Below are 17,909 nucleotides of genomic sequence, written 5' to 3'. Positions count from 1 at the left end.
CGGGCCGGGCGGCCGCGCCCGGCGTGTGACGCGTACGACGTACGACGCGTCCGGCCACGACGCTCACCGTCGTCGCCGGGCCCGTCGTCACCGGACGAGGACGGAGCGCCCTCCCAGGAGGGCGAAGTGACGTCACGGCGTCGCCCGTTCGCCGCCCCGCAGCGGCTCCCGGTGCCGGCGTCCGGTGCGGCCCAGGAGGTCCACCGCGACGCTGGTGGCCACCAGGCCGGCGGCGAGCAGCAGCCCGTGTCCGTGCACGGCACCCGCCACGATCGCGGCGAGCGCCAGGACCAGCGCCAGGCGGGCCCCGGTGCGCCGGTACTCGCGCGGGCGCGTGGGGCGGCCCTCGGCCAGGGAGCGGGCGAAGCGGGGGTCGTCGGCCATCAGTCCCGCCTCCAGCGCGGCGATCTGCTCGTCGTCGGAACGCATCATGGGTACTCCTTCGCCCGGGACCGCCGGGGGACGAGGAGGTTCGCCCTCCGGTCTGCGCATCCCACGGCCCCGCCGCCTCGGCGGACGAGATGACGGTCGCGGTGTCGCGGGCCGGGTCAGGGAAGCCGTGCGCCGCCGGACGGTCCGCTCGGGAGCAGTCATCGGCAGGTACTCCGTTCACCTTGCGGCCGGGGCGCACGACACCGGTTCTCCCGCGCCCCGGCGTCCCTTCGCCCCGGCGGCATCGTGCCGGTGTTGCTGCCTCCCACCCTCACCCGGCGCACCAGCCGTGCACCATCGGGTGCGCGACTCATCTCGGGCGGGTCGCGACCAGTACGCCGGGCCCTGCGGGGCCCCACCGGATGTTCCGCCGCCCGCTGTGGTCCAGGTCATTTCGCCCGCGCGAGGGGCGCAGTAGCGTTTTTACCGCATCCCCCCATCGCTTCCCCTCCCCTCGTTCCCCCTCGTCCGCCGAACGCGTGCGGACCCCTGGACTCGGACGGCCCGGACGTGCGCACAGAACTCTCCCCCCTCATAGCGGCGACCACCAGATGGCTCACCCGTGCCTACCCGCCGGGCGGCGGCGTGCTGGCCGCCGCGCTCTGCGAGGCACAGGTACGGCAGGCGGTGACGGTCGCCGCCTGGCTGCGCTATCCGACGTCCATGGATGCCGCGCTGGTCGCGGTGACCGGTCCGGGCGGCTCCGCCCGCCTCGACTGGGTCACCGGCTCCGACGGGCCCTCGCGCGGCGCGGCCGGTGCCCCGGACCCCGACGCCGCCTGGCGCACCTGGGTCGACGAGGTCGTCGCGAGCTGGGCCGCCGGCCTCCTCGGCGCTCCCGCGCTGGCCACCGCCGCGATCAGCGCCCTGGACGGCACCGAGCACACGGACGGCCTGGCGGTCGAGTTCCGCCGGCTGCTGGCGCCGGACGAGTACGACCGGCGGGCCGCGGCCCTGCTGCGTCACCCGGACCTGCTGGCGCCCGTCGCCGAGCTGCACCGCGCCCAGCTCCTGACCGTGCTCGCCCCGCCCTCCGCCGCCGCGTCCCCGGACGGCTTCCCCGAGGCCTGCTGAGGCGTACGGGACGGCCGGCACGACGATCCGTGGATCGCCGCGCTCCGCGGGGCGGCGTGCGCGGTGCTCGGCACCGGGCCGGACCAACGCTCCCCCCTCCGGGGCCTGACCGCACCGATTTCCGTACCGCCCGCGGCCGGGGGCCGATTGTCACGGGGCACCGCGAGGAGTGCATCCCGCACTCCGCTGTGCTCCGCCTGCCGGACCCCTTTCGAGTGGCCGAATGAGAACTTTGCGTAAGAAGTCCGCTACGGAGGGAAAGTCTGAGACGTCCGGAACAGAGGGTTTCAGACATCGTTCAATCAGGAGGCGCACATGCGCGTTCGTCGTCTTGTGGGAGCAACTGTCCTGGCGGTCGCCGCTGCCATAGGCGGAGCAGGCACCGCGGCCGCGACCGACGGCCCCCACGACCACGGAAGGAATTCCGGGTACTCGGGTCACCACGACGGCAACGACCACGGCAAGTGGCTCGGCGACGACGGGGACGGCTGGGAGGTCGAGGGCCACTACGGCCGTCGCGGTGAGCACGGCCACTTCTTCAACATCGGTGGCCCCTACGGCCTGACCCACGCCGGTGGCGGCAAGTACGAGAAGACCGGTGGCTTCGAGTTCGAGCGCGGCGACGACGACTGATCCGCTCGCCGTAACTCGCCCGATCCTCATCGAGCGTTTACGGCAGGGGCCCCGGCCACACTGTGGCCGGGGCCTCTGCCTGTCCGCGCGAGGCCGGCGGGGCCGCTCCTCAGGCGAAGGCGTCCCGCAGCGCGGGCAGCAGCGTCTTCTCCGACCACTCCAGGAAGGCGTGCTGGTGGTCGCCGCCGATCTGCACCAGCGCGACCTCGGTGAAGCCGGCCTCGGCGTACGGCCGCACCGCCTCCACGAACGCGTCGACGTCGTCCCCGCAGGCGATGGACTCGGCGATGTCCTCCTTCCGCACGTACTGCGTGGCCGCGTCGAAGGAGTCCGGGTGCGGCAGCTCGGAGTTGACCTTCCAGCCGCTGCCGAACCAGCGGAACTGGTCGTGGGCCCGGGCGATCGCCGCGTCCCGGTCGGGGTCGTAGCAGACCGGCACCTGGCCGACCCGGGACTTGCCCGTGCCGCCGTGCCGGTCGAAGGCCTCGATCAGCTCCTGCTTGGGCTCGGTGGCGATGACCAGGTCGGCCAGGCGGCCGGCGAGGCGGCAGGACTGCTCACCGGAGACGGCCATGCCGATGGGCGGCGGCGCGTCGGGCAGGTCCCACAGCTTGGCCGACTCCACGTCGTAGTGCTTGCCGTGGTAGGTGACGTGCTTGCCCTCGAACAGGGCGCGGATGATCTCGACGGCCTCCACGAACATCTCGTGCCGTACGTCGGCCGTGGGCCAGCCGCCCCCCACGACGTGCTCGTTGAGGTTCTCCCCGGAGCCGAGGCCGAGGCGGAACCTGCCCTCGGACAGCAGCTGCAGTGTCGCGGCCTTCTGCGCCACGACGGCCGGGTGGTAGCGGAACGTCGGGCAGGTCACGTACGTCATCAGCGGGATGCGTGAGGTGGCCTGGGCGGCGGCGCCGAGGACGGTCCACGCGTAGGGCGCGTGCCCCTGGGAGCGCAGCCACGGGAAGTAATGGTCGCTCGTCACCGAGAAGTCGAAGCCGACCTCCTCGGCGCGGACGACGTGGTCCACGAGGTCGCGGGGGCCGGCCTGCTCCGTCATCATCGTGTATCCGATTTGCACCATGACGTCCGCGTCCCCCCTTCCGACGAGGGGAAACGTGCCGCTGCCCGCCCCGTGGCGATCACGGGGCGGGCAGCGTGGACAGCGGTATGTCTACTTCCGCGTCACGTCGACGACCTGCCAGCGCTGGTTCGCGCCGGAGTTGGGCTGCCACACGGTGACGGCCGCGCCCTCGTGCGTGGCCTGGCCGCCGACCTCCAGCAGCTGTCCGGTGCCGGTGTTGACGAGGGTGTAGGTGCCGTCACCGGTGGTCGACAGGAGCCACTGGGTGGCCGCGTCGCGCCTGCCCCGGTCGCGCTCCACCACGGGGGCGCCGTCCCGGACGGCCAGCCGCTCACCCTCGTTGGTGAAGACGTACCGCTGGAGGACGCCCGAGTCCTTGCCGACGGCCGCGAGCCGCCACTGCTGTGCCGAGTCCGCGGCAGCGTCCGCGGCAGCCGTCCCGAGCACCAGGCCGCTGCCGTCGTCCGCGACCGTGAGGGCCTTGCCGCTCTGCACGCCGGTCAGGGTGTACGTCTGCCCCTCGCGCAGCAGCGGGGCGTCCTTCGCCACGCCGGAGACGCCCTTGATCTCGAAGGAGGTCACGGACTGGGCGGGCACGGTGAAGGTGGCGGCGCGGTCGCTCACCTTGACCGCACGGTGCCGTACGAGCTTGCCGTCGGCGCTGGTCACGACGGGGGTGACGGTGGCGTTCCGGCTGACGGTGCGGAACTTGGCCAGGTCGACGGTGACCGTACGGGCCTCGGTGGTGCTGTTGACGTGGACGAGCGAGGCGCCCTTGCCGTCCTCGGTCACGGCGGCGGCGCTGGAGGTGTCGTCCACCTTGATCAGCCGGTCGCCGGGCTTGATGAAGTGGGTGAAGTTGCGGGCGGTGTCGAACTTGGTGTTCGTGTAGATCGGGCAGGTCTCGAGGGTGTCCTGCGCGGTGCAGTCGAACGGGAGCTGGATGCTGCCCCAGTTGCCACCCTTGGCGGACTCGCCGCCGGGCTTCATGTTGTCGTAGTCCTCGACGGGCTGCCAGAACACCCAGGCGCGCGGTTCGAGCTCGCGCAGGTCGTCCACGATGCGCTGGGCGAGGCCGATCCCCGGCCGCATGTCGGTAAAGCTCTGCCCGTCGCCCCAGTCGCCCTCGACCTCGCTCATCCAGAGCGGCTTGTCCGCGGCCTTGGCCAGGTCGCGGACGGTGGTGCGCTGGCCGGTGCCGTAGGTGTGGACGTTCATCTGGTCGACGAGGTCGCGGACCTCGGGCGCGTAGGCGTTCCAGTTGGTGGCGAAGGTGGAGGGGTTGGTCTCGTCCATCGCGGAGATCTTCGCCTTGGTCCTCGCCTGCTTCAGGGCGGGCGCCAGGGCCTTGATCACCTCCTGCTGGAGCTCGGGGCCCATGTGGGCGCCCTCCTGGCGGCCGCCGACGGGCTCGCCGTCGGCGCCGAGGCGGGTGCTCCAGTAGTTGGTGTTCGGCTCGTTGAACGGGTCGACCGTGTCGACCTTGATCTTGTGGGCCTTCTCCAGCCGCTTGGTGACCCCCGCCATGTACGCGGCGAAGTCATCGATCGACTCGGGCTTCAGCTGGTCGTCCGTGGCGTCGAAACCGCCGGAGACGTAGCCGCTCTCGGTCATGAACCAGGGCGGGGAGTTGCTGAAGGTCTCCCAGTGGGTGATGTCCTTCTTGATGCGGTCCACCCACCACCGTTGGGTGGCGTCGGCGTCCGCGTTCCAGTCGGCGGGGTCGTCGGCGTCCCACCAGTCGGTGTCCTCGCGGGTGGTGCCCGCGGGCGCCTTCCACCAGCCCTCGACGGCGCCGCCGGCGCGCAGGTAGTCCTTCACGTCGGGCGCGTTGCCGCCGCCGACGTTGTAGCGGGCGATGTTCAGGGCGAGGCCGTCGTCGCCGAAGAGGAGCTCGGCGAGCTCCTCGCGTATCTCGTCCGGGTAGTCCCCGGTGGCGTTGGCGAACCAGACGAGGCTGGTGCCCCAGCCCTCGAACTTCTCCTGCTGGTAGGAGGGGTCGGGCCGGACGGTGACGGCGGCGGCCGCCGCCGTGCGCGCTCCGTCCGGGGCCTGGGCGGCCGCCTGCGGCGACGGGGCGGTGACCAGGGCGGCCCCGGTGGCCAGGGCGGTGAGACCGGCGGCTCCGAGGAGCCGTCTGCTGCGGGTACGGCGTGCCATCGTGTGCTCCCAACTGATGAGGTGGTCGCTGCGGTGGCCCCTGCCGTCCGGTCGCGGGACGGCAGGGGACGGCCCCGGACGGGGTGCGGTGCCGTCCGGGGAGTCGTTGAGGTGGTGCGGGTCGTACGTCCTGCCGTGCGGTCAGCCCGCGGGCTGCCGCAGTACGGCGACGCCCCTCGGCTCCAGTACGAGGGCGCCGTCGTCGCCGGTGGTGCCGAGGAGGAGCTCCCCGTCGAGCCCGGGCAGCGGCACCCTCTCCTCGCCCCGGTTCACCAGGAACACGAAGCGGGCGTCGGGGCCCCGGCGCACCGTCTGCTCGACCTGCCCCCGGGCGGCCTCGGGCAGGTCACTGGTGACGCCGGCCGGGTCCAGCAGCTTCGGCAGCAGGGCGGTGAGCCCTTCGACGCCGAGCCGGGTGGAGACGTACGCGGCGGAACCGCTGCCGGCGGGGCGGCGGGTGACGGCGGCGCGGCCGGCCTGGGCGCCGGTGCGGTAGCGCTTGAGGACCTCGGTCTCCGGGCCGGCGTCCGTGATCTGATCGGTCCACACGCTGCCGGTCGTGCCGTCGTCGAGCTCCACGGTCTCCCCCTCGGGCAGCGGGGCGAACTCCTCGATGCGGATGCCGAGCAGGTCGCGCAGGGCGCCCGGGTAGCCGCCGAGGTGGACGTGGTCGTTCTCGTCGACGATCCCGGAGAAGTACGTGGTGACGAGGTGGCCGCCGATCTCCGCGTACCGGGTCAGCCGCTTGGCCAGCCCCTCCGGGACGACGTGCAGGACGGGCGCGATCAGCACCTGGTACCGGTCGAGGTCGGTGTCGTCGTGGGTGGTGACGACGTCGGCGCGGACACCGAGGGCGAGGAGCGCGGAGTACCAGTCCAGCGCCTCCTGCCGGTAGTCGAGCAGCTCGGTGGGGTGGGCGTCCTGCTCGCTCGCCCACCACGACTGCCAGTCGTAGAGGATGCCGACCGGGGCGGTCTCGCGGTCACTCCCGGCCACCGGGGCCAGGGTCTTCAAGGTCGCGCCGAGGGCGGTCACCGCGCGGAACAGCTCGCTGTCCTCGCCGGCGTGGGGCACCATCGCCGAGTGGTACTTCTCGGCGCCGGCCACGGACTGGCGCCACTGGAAGTAGCAGACGGCGTCGGCGCCGTGCGCGACGTGCAGCAGCGAGTCGCGGGCCAGCTCGCCGGGGAGCTTGGGTATGTTGACCGGCTGCCACTGGACGGCGCTGGTGGAGTGCTCCATCAGGAACCAGGGCCGCCCCTGGGCGATGCCGCTGGTGAGGTTGGCGGAGAAGGACAGCTCGTCGCGGGCGCGCGGGCCGGGGTGGACGTAGTGGTCGTTGGAGACGAAGTCGACCTCGTCCGCCCAGTCGGCGTAGTCCATGCCCTTGATGCCGGGCGTCAGCATGAAGTTGGTGGTGGCCGGCACGTCGGGGGTGATCTCCCGCAGGATCTCCCGCTCGGCGCGCAGGTACTCCTTCAGCGCGTCCGAGGAGAAGCGCTTGAAGTCCAGCTGCTGGGTGGGGTTGGAGAAGGAGGCGGCCAGCCGCGGCGGCAGGACCTCCTCGAAGTCGCCGTAGCGCTGGGACCAGAAGGCGGTCCCCCAGGCGTGGTTGAGCGCCTCGACGGTGCCGTAGCGGGCGCGCAGCCAGTCGCGGAAGGACCGGGCGGCGTCGTCGGAGTAGTCGTACAGGTTGTGGCAGCCCAGCTCGTTGGAGATGTGCCAGGCGACCAGGGCGGGGTGGTTCCGGTAGCGGGTCGCCAGCTCCCGCACCAGGCGCAGGGCGTGCTCGCGGAAGACGGGCGAGGTGGGGCGCCAGTGCTGCCGGGCCCCGGGTGAGAGGACCTCGCCGTTCGCGGTCACCGGGAGGATCTCCGGGTGGGCGCGGGAGAGCCACGGCGGCGGGGAGGCGGTGGCGGTGGCCAGGTCGACGCCGATGCCGCCCTCGTGCAGCAGGTCCATCACCTCGTCGAGCCAGGCGAAGTCCCACTCGTCCGCGGCCGGCTGGATGCGGGCCCAGGAGAAGATCGCCACGGAGACGGTGGTGACGCCGGCCTGGCGCATCAGCCGGACGTCCTCCTCCCACACCTCGCGGGGCCACTGCTCGGGGTTGTAGTCGCCGCCGAACAGCAGTCGGGCGGTGTCACCGTCCGGACCGCGCAGCAGTCGGGAGAGGGGGGTGGAGGTCATGGTGGTCCTTCCGTCGGCGTCACGGGGGCGGCCAAGGGGGCGGTACGGCGTCGCCGGGGCGCGGCGACGCCGTACCGAGGTGCCTGTTGCTGGTCGATCGCGTCCTGTGCGCGGTTACTCGACGGTGAAGCCCTGCTCGTTGCCGTACTTGACGGAGGCGTCCTGCCAGGACTTCAGGCCGTCGACGAGCTTGGTGTCCGAGACGTACGCCTGGCCGGCGGTGTCGTTGAAGATGGAGTTGGCGTAGACCTGGAACGGCAGGTACTTCCAGTCGTCGGCGACGTTCGCGGCCGACTCGGCGAAGATCTTGTTGGCCTGCTGCCCGTCGAAGTACTCGAACTCCGTCTCCTGGAACTCCTTGGAGTTCAGGTCCGCGGTGGTCGCCGGGAAGGCGCCGCCCTTCAGCCGGGTCTGCACTCCGTCACCGGAGTTGGCGTACTCGAGGAAGGCGTAGGCGAGGGCCTCGTTGCCGCCGAGCTCGGGCAGGGCCAGGGCGCTGCCGCCGCTCTCGGCGCTGGCCTTGTCGCCTTCCTTCCACTGCGGCAGCGGGGCGACGCGCCAGTCGCCGGACGCCTCGGCCACGCCGGAGGTGAGGTTGGCGGGCATCCAGGCGCCGAGGTTGAGGGTGGCGATGGTGCCGTTGCCCAGGCCCTTGTACCAGTCGTCCGTCCAGCCGTTGACCGGCGCGAGCAGGTCCTCGTCGATGAGCTGCTGCCAGATGTCCGTGTAGGCCTTGGCGCCCTCGTCCGAGAAGTCGATCTTCACGTTCGTGCCGTCGACCTGGTACGGGCGCGAGCCGGCCTGCCAGAGCATGCTCGTGGCCGTGCCCGCGTCACCGGTGTCGCTGGTGATGTAGATCTTCGGGTCGGCCTTGTGCAGGTCGCGGGCGGCCTGGAGGTACTCCTCCCAGGTCGTCGGCACCTCGATCTTGTGCTGGTCGAAGACCTTCTTGTTGTAGAACATCGCCATCGGGCCGGAGTCCATGGGCAGGCCGTAGATGCCGTCGCCGTTCTTCACACCGTTCCACGGGCCGGTCGAGTAGTCGTCGGCCAGCTTGTCGGCGCCGTACGGGGTGAGCTCGGTGAGCTGCTCCGTCAGCGCGAACTGGCCCATGGCGTAGTACTCGACCTGCGCGACGTCGGGGACGCCCTTCTTCGCCGAGATGGCGTTCTGCAGCGCGGTGTACTGGTCCTTGTTGGTGCCCGCGTTGACGAGGTCCACGTCGACCTTCGGGTACTTCTTCTCGAAGTCGGCGACGACCTGCTTGAGCGTGGGCTCCCACGCCCAGACGGTGAGGTTGCCGCCCTTCTCGAGGGCCGCCTGTATGTCCGCCTCGGAGACCGGCTTGCCGCCCGATCCCCCGTCGTCGGATCCGCCGCAGGCGGTCGCTCCCAGGGCGAGGGCGCAGACGAGGCCGATGCCGCGCAGCAGGCGGCGGGACTTCTTGTGCATGGTCGTGCTTCCACTTCTTCGTGGCCGGAGCCGTGACCAGGGACGGGTGTGGGGGTTCAGGGGTGTGGTCGCCCGCCCGACGGGGCCGGGGACCGGGGAGGGAGGAGCTATTCCTTGACGCTTCCGGCGGCGAGGCCGGACTGCCAGTACTTCTGCAGCAGCAGGAACGCCGCGATCAGCGGCACGATGGTGAGCAGGGAACCGGTGACCACCAGGTGGAACACGGCCTCGCCGCCGGCGGTCTGGGCCTGGGCGTTCCAGGCGTTCAGGCCGAGGGTGAGCGGGTACCAGTCCGGGTCCTTGAGCATGATCAGCGGCAGGAAGTAGTTGTTCCAGGTCGCGACCGTGGTGAAGAGGAGGACGGTGACGATGCCGGGGGCCAGCAGCGGCAGCGCGACCTGGAAGAAGGTGCGCGCCTCGCTCGCCCCGTCGATCCTGGCGGCCTCCATCAGCTCGGTGGGGATGGCCTCCGTGGCGAACACCCACATCAGGTACAGGCCGAACGGGGAGATCAACGAGGGGATGATCACCGCCCACGGGGTGTCCGTCAGCCCCATGTTGCTGAACATCAGGAAGGTGGGCACCGCCAGTGCCGTACCGGGGACGGCGACCGCGCCGATGACGACGGCGAAGACGGCGCGCCGGCCGGGGAAGTCGTACTTGGCGAGCGCGTAGCCGCCGAGGACGGCGAGGAAGGTGGCCCCGCCCGCGCCGACCACGACGTACAGCAGGGTGTTCAGCAGCCAGCGGGTGAAGACGCCGTCGTTGTAGGTGAACGTTTCCGCGATGTTCGAGAAGAGGGCGAAGTCACCGTCGAACCAGAGGCCGAACGAACGGGCCAGCCCCTCCTGCGTCTTGGTGGCACTGATCAGCAGCCAGACCAGCGGGATCAGGCTGTAGAGCACCACCAGGGCGGTGAGCACGGTCAGCAGCACGCTGCGCCTGGGGCGCCGGACACTGTGCGGGCGGCGCGGGGTGCGCAGCCGGGGGGCCGAGCCCTTGGTGCCGGCCGGGGCGGGCGCGGAGGGGGCGGCCGGGGTGGTGGCGGGAGTGGTCATCGCGCTTCACGCTCCCTTGCGCATGCCGCGCAGCTGGACGACATAGGCGATGACCATCGTGATCAGTCCCATGACGATGGCGACCGTCGCGGAGTAGTTGAGCTGCCGGCCGTTGAACGACAGCGAGTAGGTGTACAGGTTCGGGGTGAAGGAGGTGGTGATGGAGTTGGGGACGAGGTTGCGCAGGATGCTCGGCTCGTTGAACAGCTGGAAGCTGCCGATGATCGAGAAGATCGTCGCGATGACGAGGGCACCGCGGATCGCGGGGAGCTTGATGGCGGTGACGACGCGGAACTGCCCGGCGCCGTCGATCTCCGCCGCCTCGTACAGCGAGTGCGGGATCACGCGCAGCGCCGAGTAGAAGATCAGCATGTTGTAGCCGACGAACTGCCAGGTCACGATGTTGCCGATGGAGGCCAGCACCAGATCGGGCGAGAGCGGGTCGGGCAGCGACAGACCGAACGTGTCGTTGACGTTGGCGACGAGGCCCCACCGGGTGCCGTACATGAAGCCCCACATCAGGGTGGCGACCACGGCGGGCACCGCGTACGGCAGGAAGATCGAGATGCGGAAGAAGTCCCGGCCGTAGAGGCGTCCGCTGTCCAGGGCGAGCGCCACCAGCAGGGATATGCCGAGCATGATCGGCACCTGGACCAGCAGGAAGAGGGAGACCCGCCCGAGGGAGGACCAGAACTGGTCGTCCTGCAGGGCCTGCTGGTAGTTCTCCAGGCCGACGAACTGGTTGCCGCCGATCAGCTGCTCGCGGAAGAGGCTGAGGTAGATCGAGTAGGCGATCGGAGCCAGGAAGACGAGGGCGAACACGGCCACGAACGGACCGAGGAAACCCCAGCCCGTCCACGAGCGGCGGTCCCGTCGCGGCGGGGGTGGTGCCGCCTTCGTCGCGGCGGCCGGCCGGGGCGTCACGGCCGCCGGCGGTTGTTGCGTCGTCATGTCGTTCCTCGCTCATCACTACCGGAACCGTGACGGTGGGAGCCGGGTAGGGACGACCGGGCCGCGAGCACGCACCGGTCGCGATCCGTGCCACGTCGCACCATCGCGATGTTTACGCAAACATTCCTGGACGCCGATCCCCGGCGGCCTGTTATGTTTACGTAAACATTTGATGGCGGCATGTCTACACTGCGCCGACGACACAGGTCAAGGGTCTCCAGGTGGGACCGTGACGCAGGCAACTCGGGAGAGGCGGCGGACGACGGGTGGACACGGCTGACAGGGGAACGGCGGAGGCGGGGGCGCCCGGCGGAGCGCGCCGGCGGGTCCGGACCGGCCGGGTGCAGGCGTCCATGGCGGACGTGGCCCGGCTGGCCGGCGTCTCCTCGCAGACCGTCTCCCGGGTCTCCAACGGCTACGCCGGGGTGACCGAGGAGACGCGGCTGCAGGTGCTGGCGGCCATGAAGGAGCTGGGCTACCGGCCCAACAGCGCGGCCCGGGCCCTCAAGCGGGGCGAGTTCCGCACGCTCGGGGTCATCACCTTCTCGCTCGCCACCACGGGCAACGTCCGCACGCTGGAGGCGATCGCCTGCTCGGCCGCCCGCGAGGGGTACGCGGTGACGCTGCTGCCGGTCGCCGTGCCCACCCAGGACGAGGTGCGCGGCGCCTTCACGCGCCTCGAGGAGCTCGCCGTCGACGCGGTGATCGTCATCATGGAGGTGCACCTGCTGGACGCGGCGACGATCGCGCTGCCCCCGTACGTGCAGGTCGTGGTCGTCGACTCGGACGCCAGTGACGGCTACACCGTCGTCGACACCGACCAGGCCGGCGGCAGCCGCGCCGCCGTGCGGCACCTGCTCGACCTCGGCCACGAGACCGTGTGGCACCTGGCGGGCCCCGAGGACTCCTTCGCGGCCCAGCGCCGCACGGACGCCTGGCACGCGGCCCTCACCGAGGCGGGCCGCACCCCGCCGCCCCCGGTACGGGGCGACTGGTCGGCGGAGTCCGGCTACCGCGCCGGGCTCGAGCTCGCGGCCCGCGAGGACTGCACGGCCGTCTTCGCCGCCAACGACCAGATGGCGCTGGGCCTGCTCCGGGCGCTGCACGAACAGGGCCGGCGCGTGCCCGGGGAGGTCAGCGTCGTCGGCTTCGACGACATCCCCGAGGCGAGCTCCTTCCTGCCCCCGCTCACCACCCTCCACCAGGACTTCGCCGAGGTGGGGCGGCTCTGCGTGGAGAACGTCCTGCGCAAGATGCGCCACGCCGGCCCCGAGCGCGGCACGACGCTGGTGCCGACCCGGCTCGTGGTGCGCGCGAGCACGGCGCCGCCACCCGGGCGCGGATGACGAAACCGGGCCGACGAGTTCTAAACCTGCTGTGAGCAACACCACCCGCGGCGTCGAATTCATTGCCGCACAGGTGCGTTGGGACGGCCGGCGGGTGGCCGGGGGCCGGGGCGAGGAGGACTCGGGGGCCCCTTCTGCCACCATGGTCGACGCGGTGCCCCGGAAGGCTCCCCGCCCCTCGCGCGGGACGTGCCCCTCCGGCGGCACGGCCCGACAGTCCCGGGGAAGCGGTCGCGCAGCGCAGCCGGTCCACCAGCTTCCGCCGACGCCCTTCTGGTCCCTCCGAACCGCTCACCGCCCCGAGTAAGCGCACCGTGTCTTCTTCCCCCACTGCCCCTCCCCCAGCCGCCGTCGTGTCCGCCGAGGACTCGCGTTCACCGTGGCGGTCCCTGAAGTACCGCAGCATGCGCTGGTGGTCGCTGGCGAACTTCGTGTCGAACGCCGGCACCTGGATGCAGCTCACCGTGCAGAACCTGCTGGTCCTGCAGATCACCGGGTCCGCGGCCGCCGCGGGTCTGTCCGTCTCCGTGCAGGCCGCGCCCGCACTGGTCATGAGCCTCCTGGGCGGCGCGGCCGTCGACCGCTGGCCCCGGAAGCTGACCGCGGCGGTCAGCCAGGCCCTGCTCGGCCTGGTCGCCTTCACGACGGCCGCGCTCGTCGCTCTCGACGGCATGAGCCTGCCCGTGCTGCTGGCCCTGGCCGCGGTCACCGGTGTCGTCGCCACCGTCGACTCCCCCGCCTGCGCGCTGCTCGGCAACGACCTCGTCCGCCCGGCGGACGTCCCCTCCGCCATCGGCGTGGGCTCCCTGGTGAGCAACGCGGGCCGGCTCGCCGGCACCGCCCTGGCCGGGGTGACGGTCGGCTTCCTCGGCACGGCGGCCGCGTACGCCGCCAACGGGGTGTCCTTCCTCTTCGTCACCGCGGTCATCCCGTTCCTGCGCCCGGTGCACCAGGCGGTCGTCCGCACCCGTGCGCCGCGGGAGGCCCGGGACGACGTGCCGGACCCGGGACACGACCTGACCGTGCGGCAGGGCCTGGTCTTCTTCCTGCGCCGCCCGCGACTGGTCGCGCTCGCCGGTGTCACCGGGATCAGCGCGGTCTTCGGGCGCAACTACGGCCTCACGCTCGCCGTGCTCGTCACCGGGCCGCTGGCCGGCAGCGCCGAGGAGTTCGGTACCGTCTCCACAGTGCTCGCCGTCGGCGGCATCGTCGGCGCGGTGCTCGGCGCCCGGCTGCGCCGTCCCTCCGTGCGGCTCGTGGGTCTCCTCGCCGCCGTGGGCGGACTGCTGCAGGTGGTGGCGGGGCTGTCGCCGTCGCTGGCCGTCCTGCTGGTGCTGGTGCTCCCCATGGCCGTGGTGGAGACCGTGTCCGACACCGCCGGGACGACCGTCCTCCAGACCGACCCGCCCGCCCACCTGCGCGGACGCGTGCTCGGTGTGTGGGGCAGCATCAGCAAGGCCTGGGGACTCGCGGGACCGCCGGCGCTCGGCCTGCTCATGGAGTGGGCCGGTGCCCGCGGCGCGCTGGTGGCCGGCGGGCTGATCATCGCGGGCTCGATCGCGGCGGGGTCCCTCCTGCGCGGGCGCCGGTCCGCGGCGACCATGCTCCTCCCCTCCCGGGAACGCGGCCTGACCACCCGGCCGGAGCTGGGCACGGCCGCCTGAGCGGCACCGCCGACGCCCGGTTCCGGCCGACCGCCCCGGCACCGTACGGGCGCACGCGCGGGAACCCTTCGCGGAGCGTGCCCGCGCCTCACCGCCCCGCCGTGCGTGCGAAGCGGTCGAGCGCTGTGAAGTCCGCCTCGTGCAGACCGAACCGCGTGTCGACGTGGTGGAGCGGTGCGGGAGCGGCGTGGTGCGCGCGTACGAAGGCGCGGTCGGTGTCGCGCTGTCCGGCGAGGTACGAGAGGGGCGCGGCAGCCACAGCGGGGCCGGCGCTTCGCACGGTGTTCGATTTGTTCTCGCCACGGTGTTGCCCTCCGGGCCGCGCTGTGCCGTAATCGGATAACCCGTGTGACGGATCTTGGCGGTGCGGTCCCGGGGGCCGGAAGGAGCCGCTCGCATGTACGGGTACGCAGTCGGCGACAACGGGGACGGTGACGAGGCCGGCGCGGCGACCGGCGGACTGCTGGACCTGCTGCGCGTGGCGGCCCTGGTGCTGGACGCCGAAGGCCGCATCGTCCTGTGGAGCCCCGAGATCGAGCAACTGCTCGGCTACCCGGCGCGGGAGGCGCTGCGCCGGCGGGCCGACATGCTCCTGGTGGCGCCTCCCGACCGGCGGCGCGCCCGGGAGGTGTTCACCGCGGTGCGGTCGGGCGCCCGGTGGGCCGGGGTGCTGCCGCTGGTGCACCGGGACGGCACGGCCCGCGCCGTGGAGTTCCGCACCATGCGCCTGCTCGACGGGCAGGGCCGGCCGCACCTGCTGGGCCTGGCGGCGGACGCGACCGCGGTCCGCGGCGTGGAGCGGGACCTCGCCCTCTCCCAGAGCCTGGTCGAGCAGACCCCCGTGGGCATCGCCGTCTTCGACACGCAGTTACGCTGGGTGGGCGTCAACCCCGCGCTGGAACGCATCAACGGCGTGTCCGAGGACTCCGTGCTCGGCCGCCGCGTCGGGGAGATCCTGCCCGACCTGGACGCCGACCTCATCGAGTCGCGGATGCGGCAGGTCCTGGCCACCGGCCGGCCGCTGATCGACCAGCAGAGCGTCGGCCGGACGGCCGCGGACGCCGAGGAGCGCGCGTACTCGGAGTCGTACCACCGCATCGAGGACGCGGAGGGCCGGGTGCTGGGTCTCGCCGTGGCCGTCCTGGACGTCACCGAGCGCCAGCGGGCGGCGGCCGAGGCGGACCGGGCGCGCCGGCACCTGTCCGTCATCGCGGACGCCGGGGTGCGCATCGGCACCACGCTCGACCTCCGGCAGACCGCGCGGGAGCTGGCGGAGGTGACCGTGCCGCACGTGGCCGACCTGGCGGCCGTCGACGTCCTGGAGTCGGTGGTGGCGCACGGCACCATCCGCCCCGTGACGCGGAACGCCCACGCCGAGTTCCGGGCGCTGGCCGTCGCCGCCGGATACCCCACGCACGCCATCCACGCCGCCGATCCGGTGGGCGAACTCGCCACCTACTCCTCCTCGCGCCTCATCACCCGGTGCGTCCGCGAGGCGCGGCCGATCCTGGTGGCGCGGGTGGAGGGGACGATGCTGCGGCGCATCGCCCGGGACAACGGGGCCGCCCGCACCCTCCGTTCGGCGGGCGTGCACTCGTACCTGGCGCTGCCCCTGATGGCGCGGGGGCAGGTGCTCGGCACGCTCAGCCTGTACCGCACCGTCAACGAACGCCCCTTCGACGAGCAGGACCGCCTGCTCGCCTGCGAACTCGCCGCGCGCGCCGCGATCTGCGTCGACAACGCCCGCCTGTACGGGCGGGAGCGGGCCACCGCCCTCACCCTGCAGCGCAGTCTGCTGCCGCGCGTACCGGTGCAGCAGGCGGGCCTCGACATCGCCGCCCGCTACCGGCCCGCCCTCAGCGAGGTCGGCGGCGACTGGTACGACGTGCTGCCGCTCGGGCCGGGGCGGACCGGGCTGGTGGTGGGCGACGTGATGGGCAAGGGCGTGCAGGCCGCCGCGATCATGGGGCAGCTCAGTTCCGCCACGCGCGCCCTGGCCCGGCTCGACCTGCCGCCCGCCGAACTCCTGCGGCACCTCGACGACATCGCCGCCTCCCTCGGCGACGCGATCGCCACCTGCGTCTACGCGGTGTACGACCGCGGCCGGGGCAGCTGCGCGCTGTCCAGCGCCGGCCACCTGCCGCCCGCCCTGGTGCGGCCCGACGGCACCGCGGAACTCCTCGACGTCCCCGGCGGCGTCCCGCTCGGCGTCGGCGGCGTCGGCTTCGGCACGGTGGAGGCCGGCCTGCCGCCCGGCTCGCTGCTCGCCCTCTACACCGACGGACTGGTGGAGAACCGGGGCGAGCCGATCGACACCGGTCTGACCGCGCTGACCCGGGTCCTGCAGGGGGCCGGACCCTCCCTGGAGACCACCGGCGACCTCCTCCTGAGCGCCCTGCGCCCGGAACCCGACGACGACGTGGCCCTGCTGCTGGTGCGCACCGGCCGCTGACCGCGGCACGGCCCGCCGCGCCCCTCGTCACCCACACGCGCCACTCGCCACTCGCGCCGTCACGCGTCCTCGTTCGTCACGGAACGAACCGGTCCGCGGCAGCTGGAGTGACCTTTCCGGAGGCTGGAACCCGTCACCCGAGGGGCCCGGAACAGGCCGGGCCCGCACCGCGGCAGCGGAGAGGGACGATGGAGTGGCGTACGTTCGCCGGGCAGCTGGCGACCATGGCGCGCGATCTGCTCGCGCAGGAGACGGTCGACGCGACGCTGGAGAGGATCACCGGATCGGCGGTGGAACTGGTCGAAGGGTGTGACGCCGCCGGCGTCCTCGTCCTGCGCGGCCGGCAGGTGTCGACCCTCGCGGCCACCGAGCAGGTCGTCGTGGACAGCGACCGGATGCAGGAGCGGGCCGGGGAGGGCCCGTGCTTCGACGCGGCGCGGCGGGCCGGCGGACGGCGCGTCTTCCGGATCGCCGACTTCGGCGGGGAGGCCGCGCACTGGCCCGACTACCTGTCGTACGCCCGTGGTCTCGGCCTCGGCAGCATGATGGGGTTCCTGCTGTTCACCGAGGACGAGGACCTGGGCGCGCTCAACCTCTACTCGCGGGCGCCCGGAGCGTTCGGCGCGGTCAGCGAGACCGCCGGGGGGCTGCTCGCCTCCCACGCGGCGGTCGCGTTCGCCAGCGCCCGCACCGGTGCCCAGATGCGCGAGGCGCTCGCCACCCGGCACGCCATCGGTGAGGCCATGGGCATCCTGATGGGACGCCACGGCCTCACCGAGGAACAGGCGTTCGGCGTACTGCGGGCCTACTCGCAGGAGACCAACGTCAAGCTGCGCCAGGTCGCCGACCGGGTGTGCGCGGACGGCGGCCCCGGCGGCTGATCCCGGCGGCCGCCCGACGCCGGGCGGCCGGGCGCCTCGCGGGGAGGTCACTCCGGTGGCCGGTGTTCCCGGGTCCTCGGGCGCGGTCCAGGGCGCCGCCGGACCGGCTCCTGCCGTACCGCCAGCAGGACGAGCAGCGCCAGCAGCGCCGCCATGACGGTGGCCGCGGCCACCACGCCGGCGATCCCGGGCGGCGCCGCCCCGATCTCCAGTGCCCGGGACAGTCCGGGCGACCGCAGCGGGCCGTGGAGGAGATGGGCGGCGACCAGTCCCGCCGGTGTCCCGGCGCCCAGCACGAGCACCGGTCGGCTGGGCCGGAACAGCAGGAGGAGGGCCAGCAGGACGCACAGGGACGACAGGCCGAAGGCGAAGCCGTAGGAGCTCAGGGAGGCGCCGTCCCGGTGCAGCGGGAAGTGGGCGAGGCCGCACGCGGCCAGCATCACGACGGCGAGCCTGTTCGGCCAGGTCGGGGCGGCGGTGCCACGGCCCGGCCCGGCGCCCCGGCCGGGCTCCCGGGCCCGGTCCGGCGCGGTGC

The 17,909-nt window shown here is 72.7% G+C and carries 14 protein-coding genes and 1 pseudogene; 6 read left to right on the top strand and 9 right to left on the bottom strand.

The genetic code is table 11. The annotated features are described in order from the left end of the window. Positions 1–132: 132 nt before the first annotated feature. Positions 133–432, bottom strand: coding sequence for a DUF3040 domain-containing protein (locus tag UW392_RS51625; protein WP_320782373.1), 300 nt, complete (start codon positions 430–432; stop codon positions 133–135). A gap of 510 nt (positions 433–942) precedes the next feature. On the opposite strand from UW392_RS51625, the gene UW392_RS51620 reads away from it, so the two are divergent. Together UW392_RS51620 and UW392_RS51615 are read left to right on the top strand one after the other, a co-directional pair. Then, positions 943–1,506 carry a hypothetical protein gene (locus UW392_RS51620; RefSeq protein ID WP_320782372.1) on the top strand — a complete coding sequence of 188 codons (564 nt, stop codon included), beginning with the start codon at positions 943–945 and terminating at the stop codon, positions 1,504–1,506. Between the two features lie 315 nt (positions 1,507–1,821). Further along, positions 1,822–2,139 (top strand): hypothetical protein, encoded by a 318-nt coding sequence (locus UW392_RS51615; protein WP_320782371.1) that lies wholly within the window; start codon positions 1,822–1,824, stop codon positions 2,137–2,139. A 109-nt stretch (positions 2,140–2,248) separates the two neighbouring features. On the opposite strand, the gene UW392_RS51610 is transcribed toward UW392_RS51615, so the two are convergent. From UW392_RS51610 to UW392_RS51585, 6 genes are all read right to left on the bottom strand, one after another. Continuing rightward, the gene (locus UW392_RS51610; protein WP_320782370.1) at positions 2,249–3,220 is read right to left on the bottom strand and encodes an LLM class F420-dependent oxidoreductase; all 972 of its coding nucleotides are present in this window, start codon (positions 3,218–3,220) and stop codon (positions 2,249–2,251) included. 90 nt (positions 3,221–3,310) lie between these two features. Further along, the gene (locus tag UW392_RS51605) at positions 3,311–5,380 is read right to left on the bottom strand and encodes an RICIN domain-containing protein (RefSeq protein ID WP_320782369.1); all 2,070 of its coding nucleotides are present in this window, start codon (positions 5,378–5,380) and stop codon (positions 3,311–3,313) included. A 141-nt stretch (positions 5,381–5,521) separates the two neighbouring features. Next, on the bottom strand, positions 5,522–7,570 hold the full coding sequence (locus tag UW392_RS51600; RefSeq protein ID WP_320782368.1) for a beta-galactosidase: 2,049 nt from the start codon (positions 7,568–7,570) through the stop codon (positions 5,522–5,524). 114 nt (positions 7,571–7,684) lie between these two features. Further along, positions 7,685–9,022 carry a sugar ABC transporter substrate-binding protein gene (locus UW392_RS51595; protein ID WP_320782367.1) on the bottom strand — a complete coding sequence of 446 codons (1,338 nt, stop codon included), beginning with the start codon at positions 9,020–9,022 and terminating at the stop codon, positions 7,685–7,687. A gap of 107 nt (positions 9,023–9,129) precedes the next feature. Then, positions 9,130–10,080 carry a carbohydrate ABC transporter permease gene (locus UW392_RS51590; protein ID WP_320782366.1) on the bottom strand — a complete coding sequence of 317 codons (951 nt, stop codon included), beginning with the start codon at positions 10,078–10,080 and terminating at the stop codon, positions 9,130–9,132. A gap of 6 nt (positions 10,081–10,086) precedes the next feature. Beyond that, positions 10,087–11,031, bottom strand: a complete 945-nt coding sequence (locus tag UW392_RS51585; RefSeq protein ID WP_320782365.1) for a sugar ABC transporter permease — start codon at positions 11,029–11,031, stop codon at positions 10,087–10,089. A gap of 353 nt (positions 11,032–11,384) precedes the next feature. On the opposite strand from UW392_RS51585, the gene UW392_RS51580 reads away from it, so the two are divergent. Together UW392_RS51580 and UW392_RS51575 are read left to right on the top strand one after the other, a co-directional pair. Beyond that, positions 11,385–12,377: a LacI family DNA-binding transcriptional regulator gene (locus UW392_RS51580; protein ID WP_320782364.1), complete on the top strand. Its 993-nt coding sequence runs from the start codon at positions 11,385–11,387 to the stop codon at positions 12,375–12,377. 404 nt (positions 12,378–12,781) lie between these two features. Next, positions 12,782–14,041 (top strand): MFS transporter, encoded by a 1,260-nt coding sequence (locus tag UW392_RS51575; protein WP_414497549.1) that lies wholly within the window; start codon positions 12,782–12,784, stop codon positions 14,039–14,041. A gap of 88 nt (positions 14,042–14,129) precedes the next feature. On the opposite strand, the gene UW392_RS51570 is transcribed toward UW392_RS51575, so the two are convergent. Beyond that, the gene (locus UW392_RS51570; protein ID WP_320782362.1) at positions 14,130–14,300 is read right to left on the bottom strand and encodes a hypothetical protein; all 171 of its coding nucleotides are present in this window, start codon (positions 14,298–14,300) and stop codon (positions 14,130–14,132) included. A gap of 138 nt (positions 14,301–14,438) precedes the next feature. Here UW392_RS51570 and UW392_RS51565 point away from each other — a divergent pair, with 138 nt between their 5' ends. Together UW392_RS51565 and UW392_RS51560 are read left to right on the top strand one after the other, a co-directional pair. Then, positions 14,439–16,493, top strand: a complete 2,055-nt coding sequence (locus UW392_RS51565; protein WP_320782361.1) for a SpoIIE family protein phosphatase — start codon at positions 14,439–14,441, stop codon at positions 16,491–16,493. 188 nt (positions 16,494–16,681) lie between these two features. Further along, the gene (locus tag UW392_RS51560; protein WP_320782360.1) at positions 16,682–17,374 is read left to right on the top strand and encodes a GAF and ANTAR domain-containing protein; all 693 of its coding nucleotides are present in this window, start codon (positions 16,682–16,684) and stop codon (positions 17,372–17,374) included. A 47-nt stretch (positions 17,375–17,421) separates the two neighbouring features. On the opposite strand, the pseudogene UW392_RS51555 reads toward UW392_RS51560, so the two are convergent. After that, positions 17,422–17,909 (bottom strand): annotated as a pseudogene (locus tag UW392_RS51555) (hypothetical protein); the annotation flags it as partial.

The sequence above is a fragment of the Streptomyces sp. CRN 30 genome (genome assembly GCF_034105845.1).
Note: the sequence above shows the minus strand (reverse complement) of the source record. Positions and strands in the feature narration are given on the sequence as shown.

Excerpts from the sequence above, each read along its gene's own strand:
- UW392_RS51590 (WP_320782366.1), bottom strand. The coding sequence starts at position 10,080 with ATGACCACTCCCGCCACCACCCCGGCCGCCCCCTCCGCGCCCGCCCCG.
- UW392_RS51585 (WP_320782365.1), bottom strand. The coding sequence starts at position 11,031 with ATGACGACGCAACAACCGCCGGCGGCCGTGACGCCCCGGCCGGCCGCC.
- UW392_RS51605 (WP_320782369.1), bottom strand. The coding sequence starts at position 5,380 with ATGGCACGCCGTACCCGCAGCAGACGGCTCCTCGGAGCCGCCGGTCTC.
- UW392_RS51625 (WP_320782373.1), bottom strand. The coding sequence starts at position 432 with ATGATGCGTTCCGACGACGAGCAGATCGCCGCGCTGGAGGCGGGACTG.
- UW392_RS51560 (WP_320782360.1), top strand. The coding sequence starts at position 16,682 with ATGGAGTGGCGTACGTTCGCCGGGCAGCTGGCGACCATGGCGCGCGAT.
- UW392_RS51565 (WP_320782361.1), top strand. The coding sequence starts at position 14,439 with ATGTACGGGTACGCAGTCGGCGACAACGGGGACGGTGACGAGGCCGGC.
- UW392_RS51575 (WP_414497549.1), top strand. The coding sequence starts at position 12,782 with ATGCGCTGGTGGTCGCTGGCGAACTTCGTGTCGAACGCCGGCACCTGG.
- UW392_RS51600 (WP_320782368.1), bottom strand. The coding sequence starts at position 7,570 with ATGACCTCCACCCCCCTCTCCCGACTGCTGCGCGGTCCGGACGGTGAC.
- UW392_RS51610 (WP_320782370.1), bottom strand. The coding sequence starts at position 3,220 with ATGGTGCAAATCGGATACACGATGATGACGGAGCAGGCCGGCCCCCGC.
- UW392_RS51615 (WP_320782371.1), top strand. The coding sequence starts at position 1,822 with ATGCGCGTTCGTCGTCTTGTGGGAGCAACTGTCCTGGCGGTCGCCGCT.
- UW392_RS51595 (WP_320782367.1), bottom strand. The coding sequence starts at position 9,022 with ATGCACAAGAAGTCCCGCCGCCTGCTGCGCGGCATCGGCCTCGTCTGC.
- UW392_RS51580 (WP_320782364.1), top strand. The coding sequence starts at position 11,385 with ATGGCGGACGTGGCCCGGCTGGCCGGCGTCTCCTCGCAGACCGTCTCC.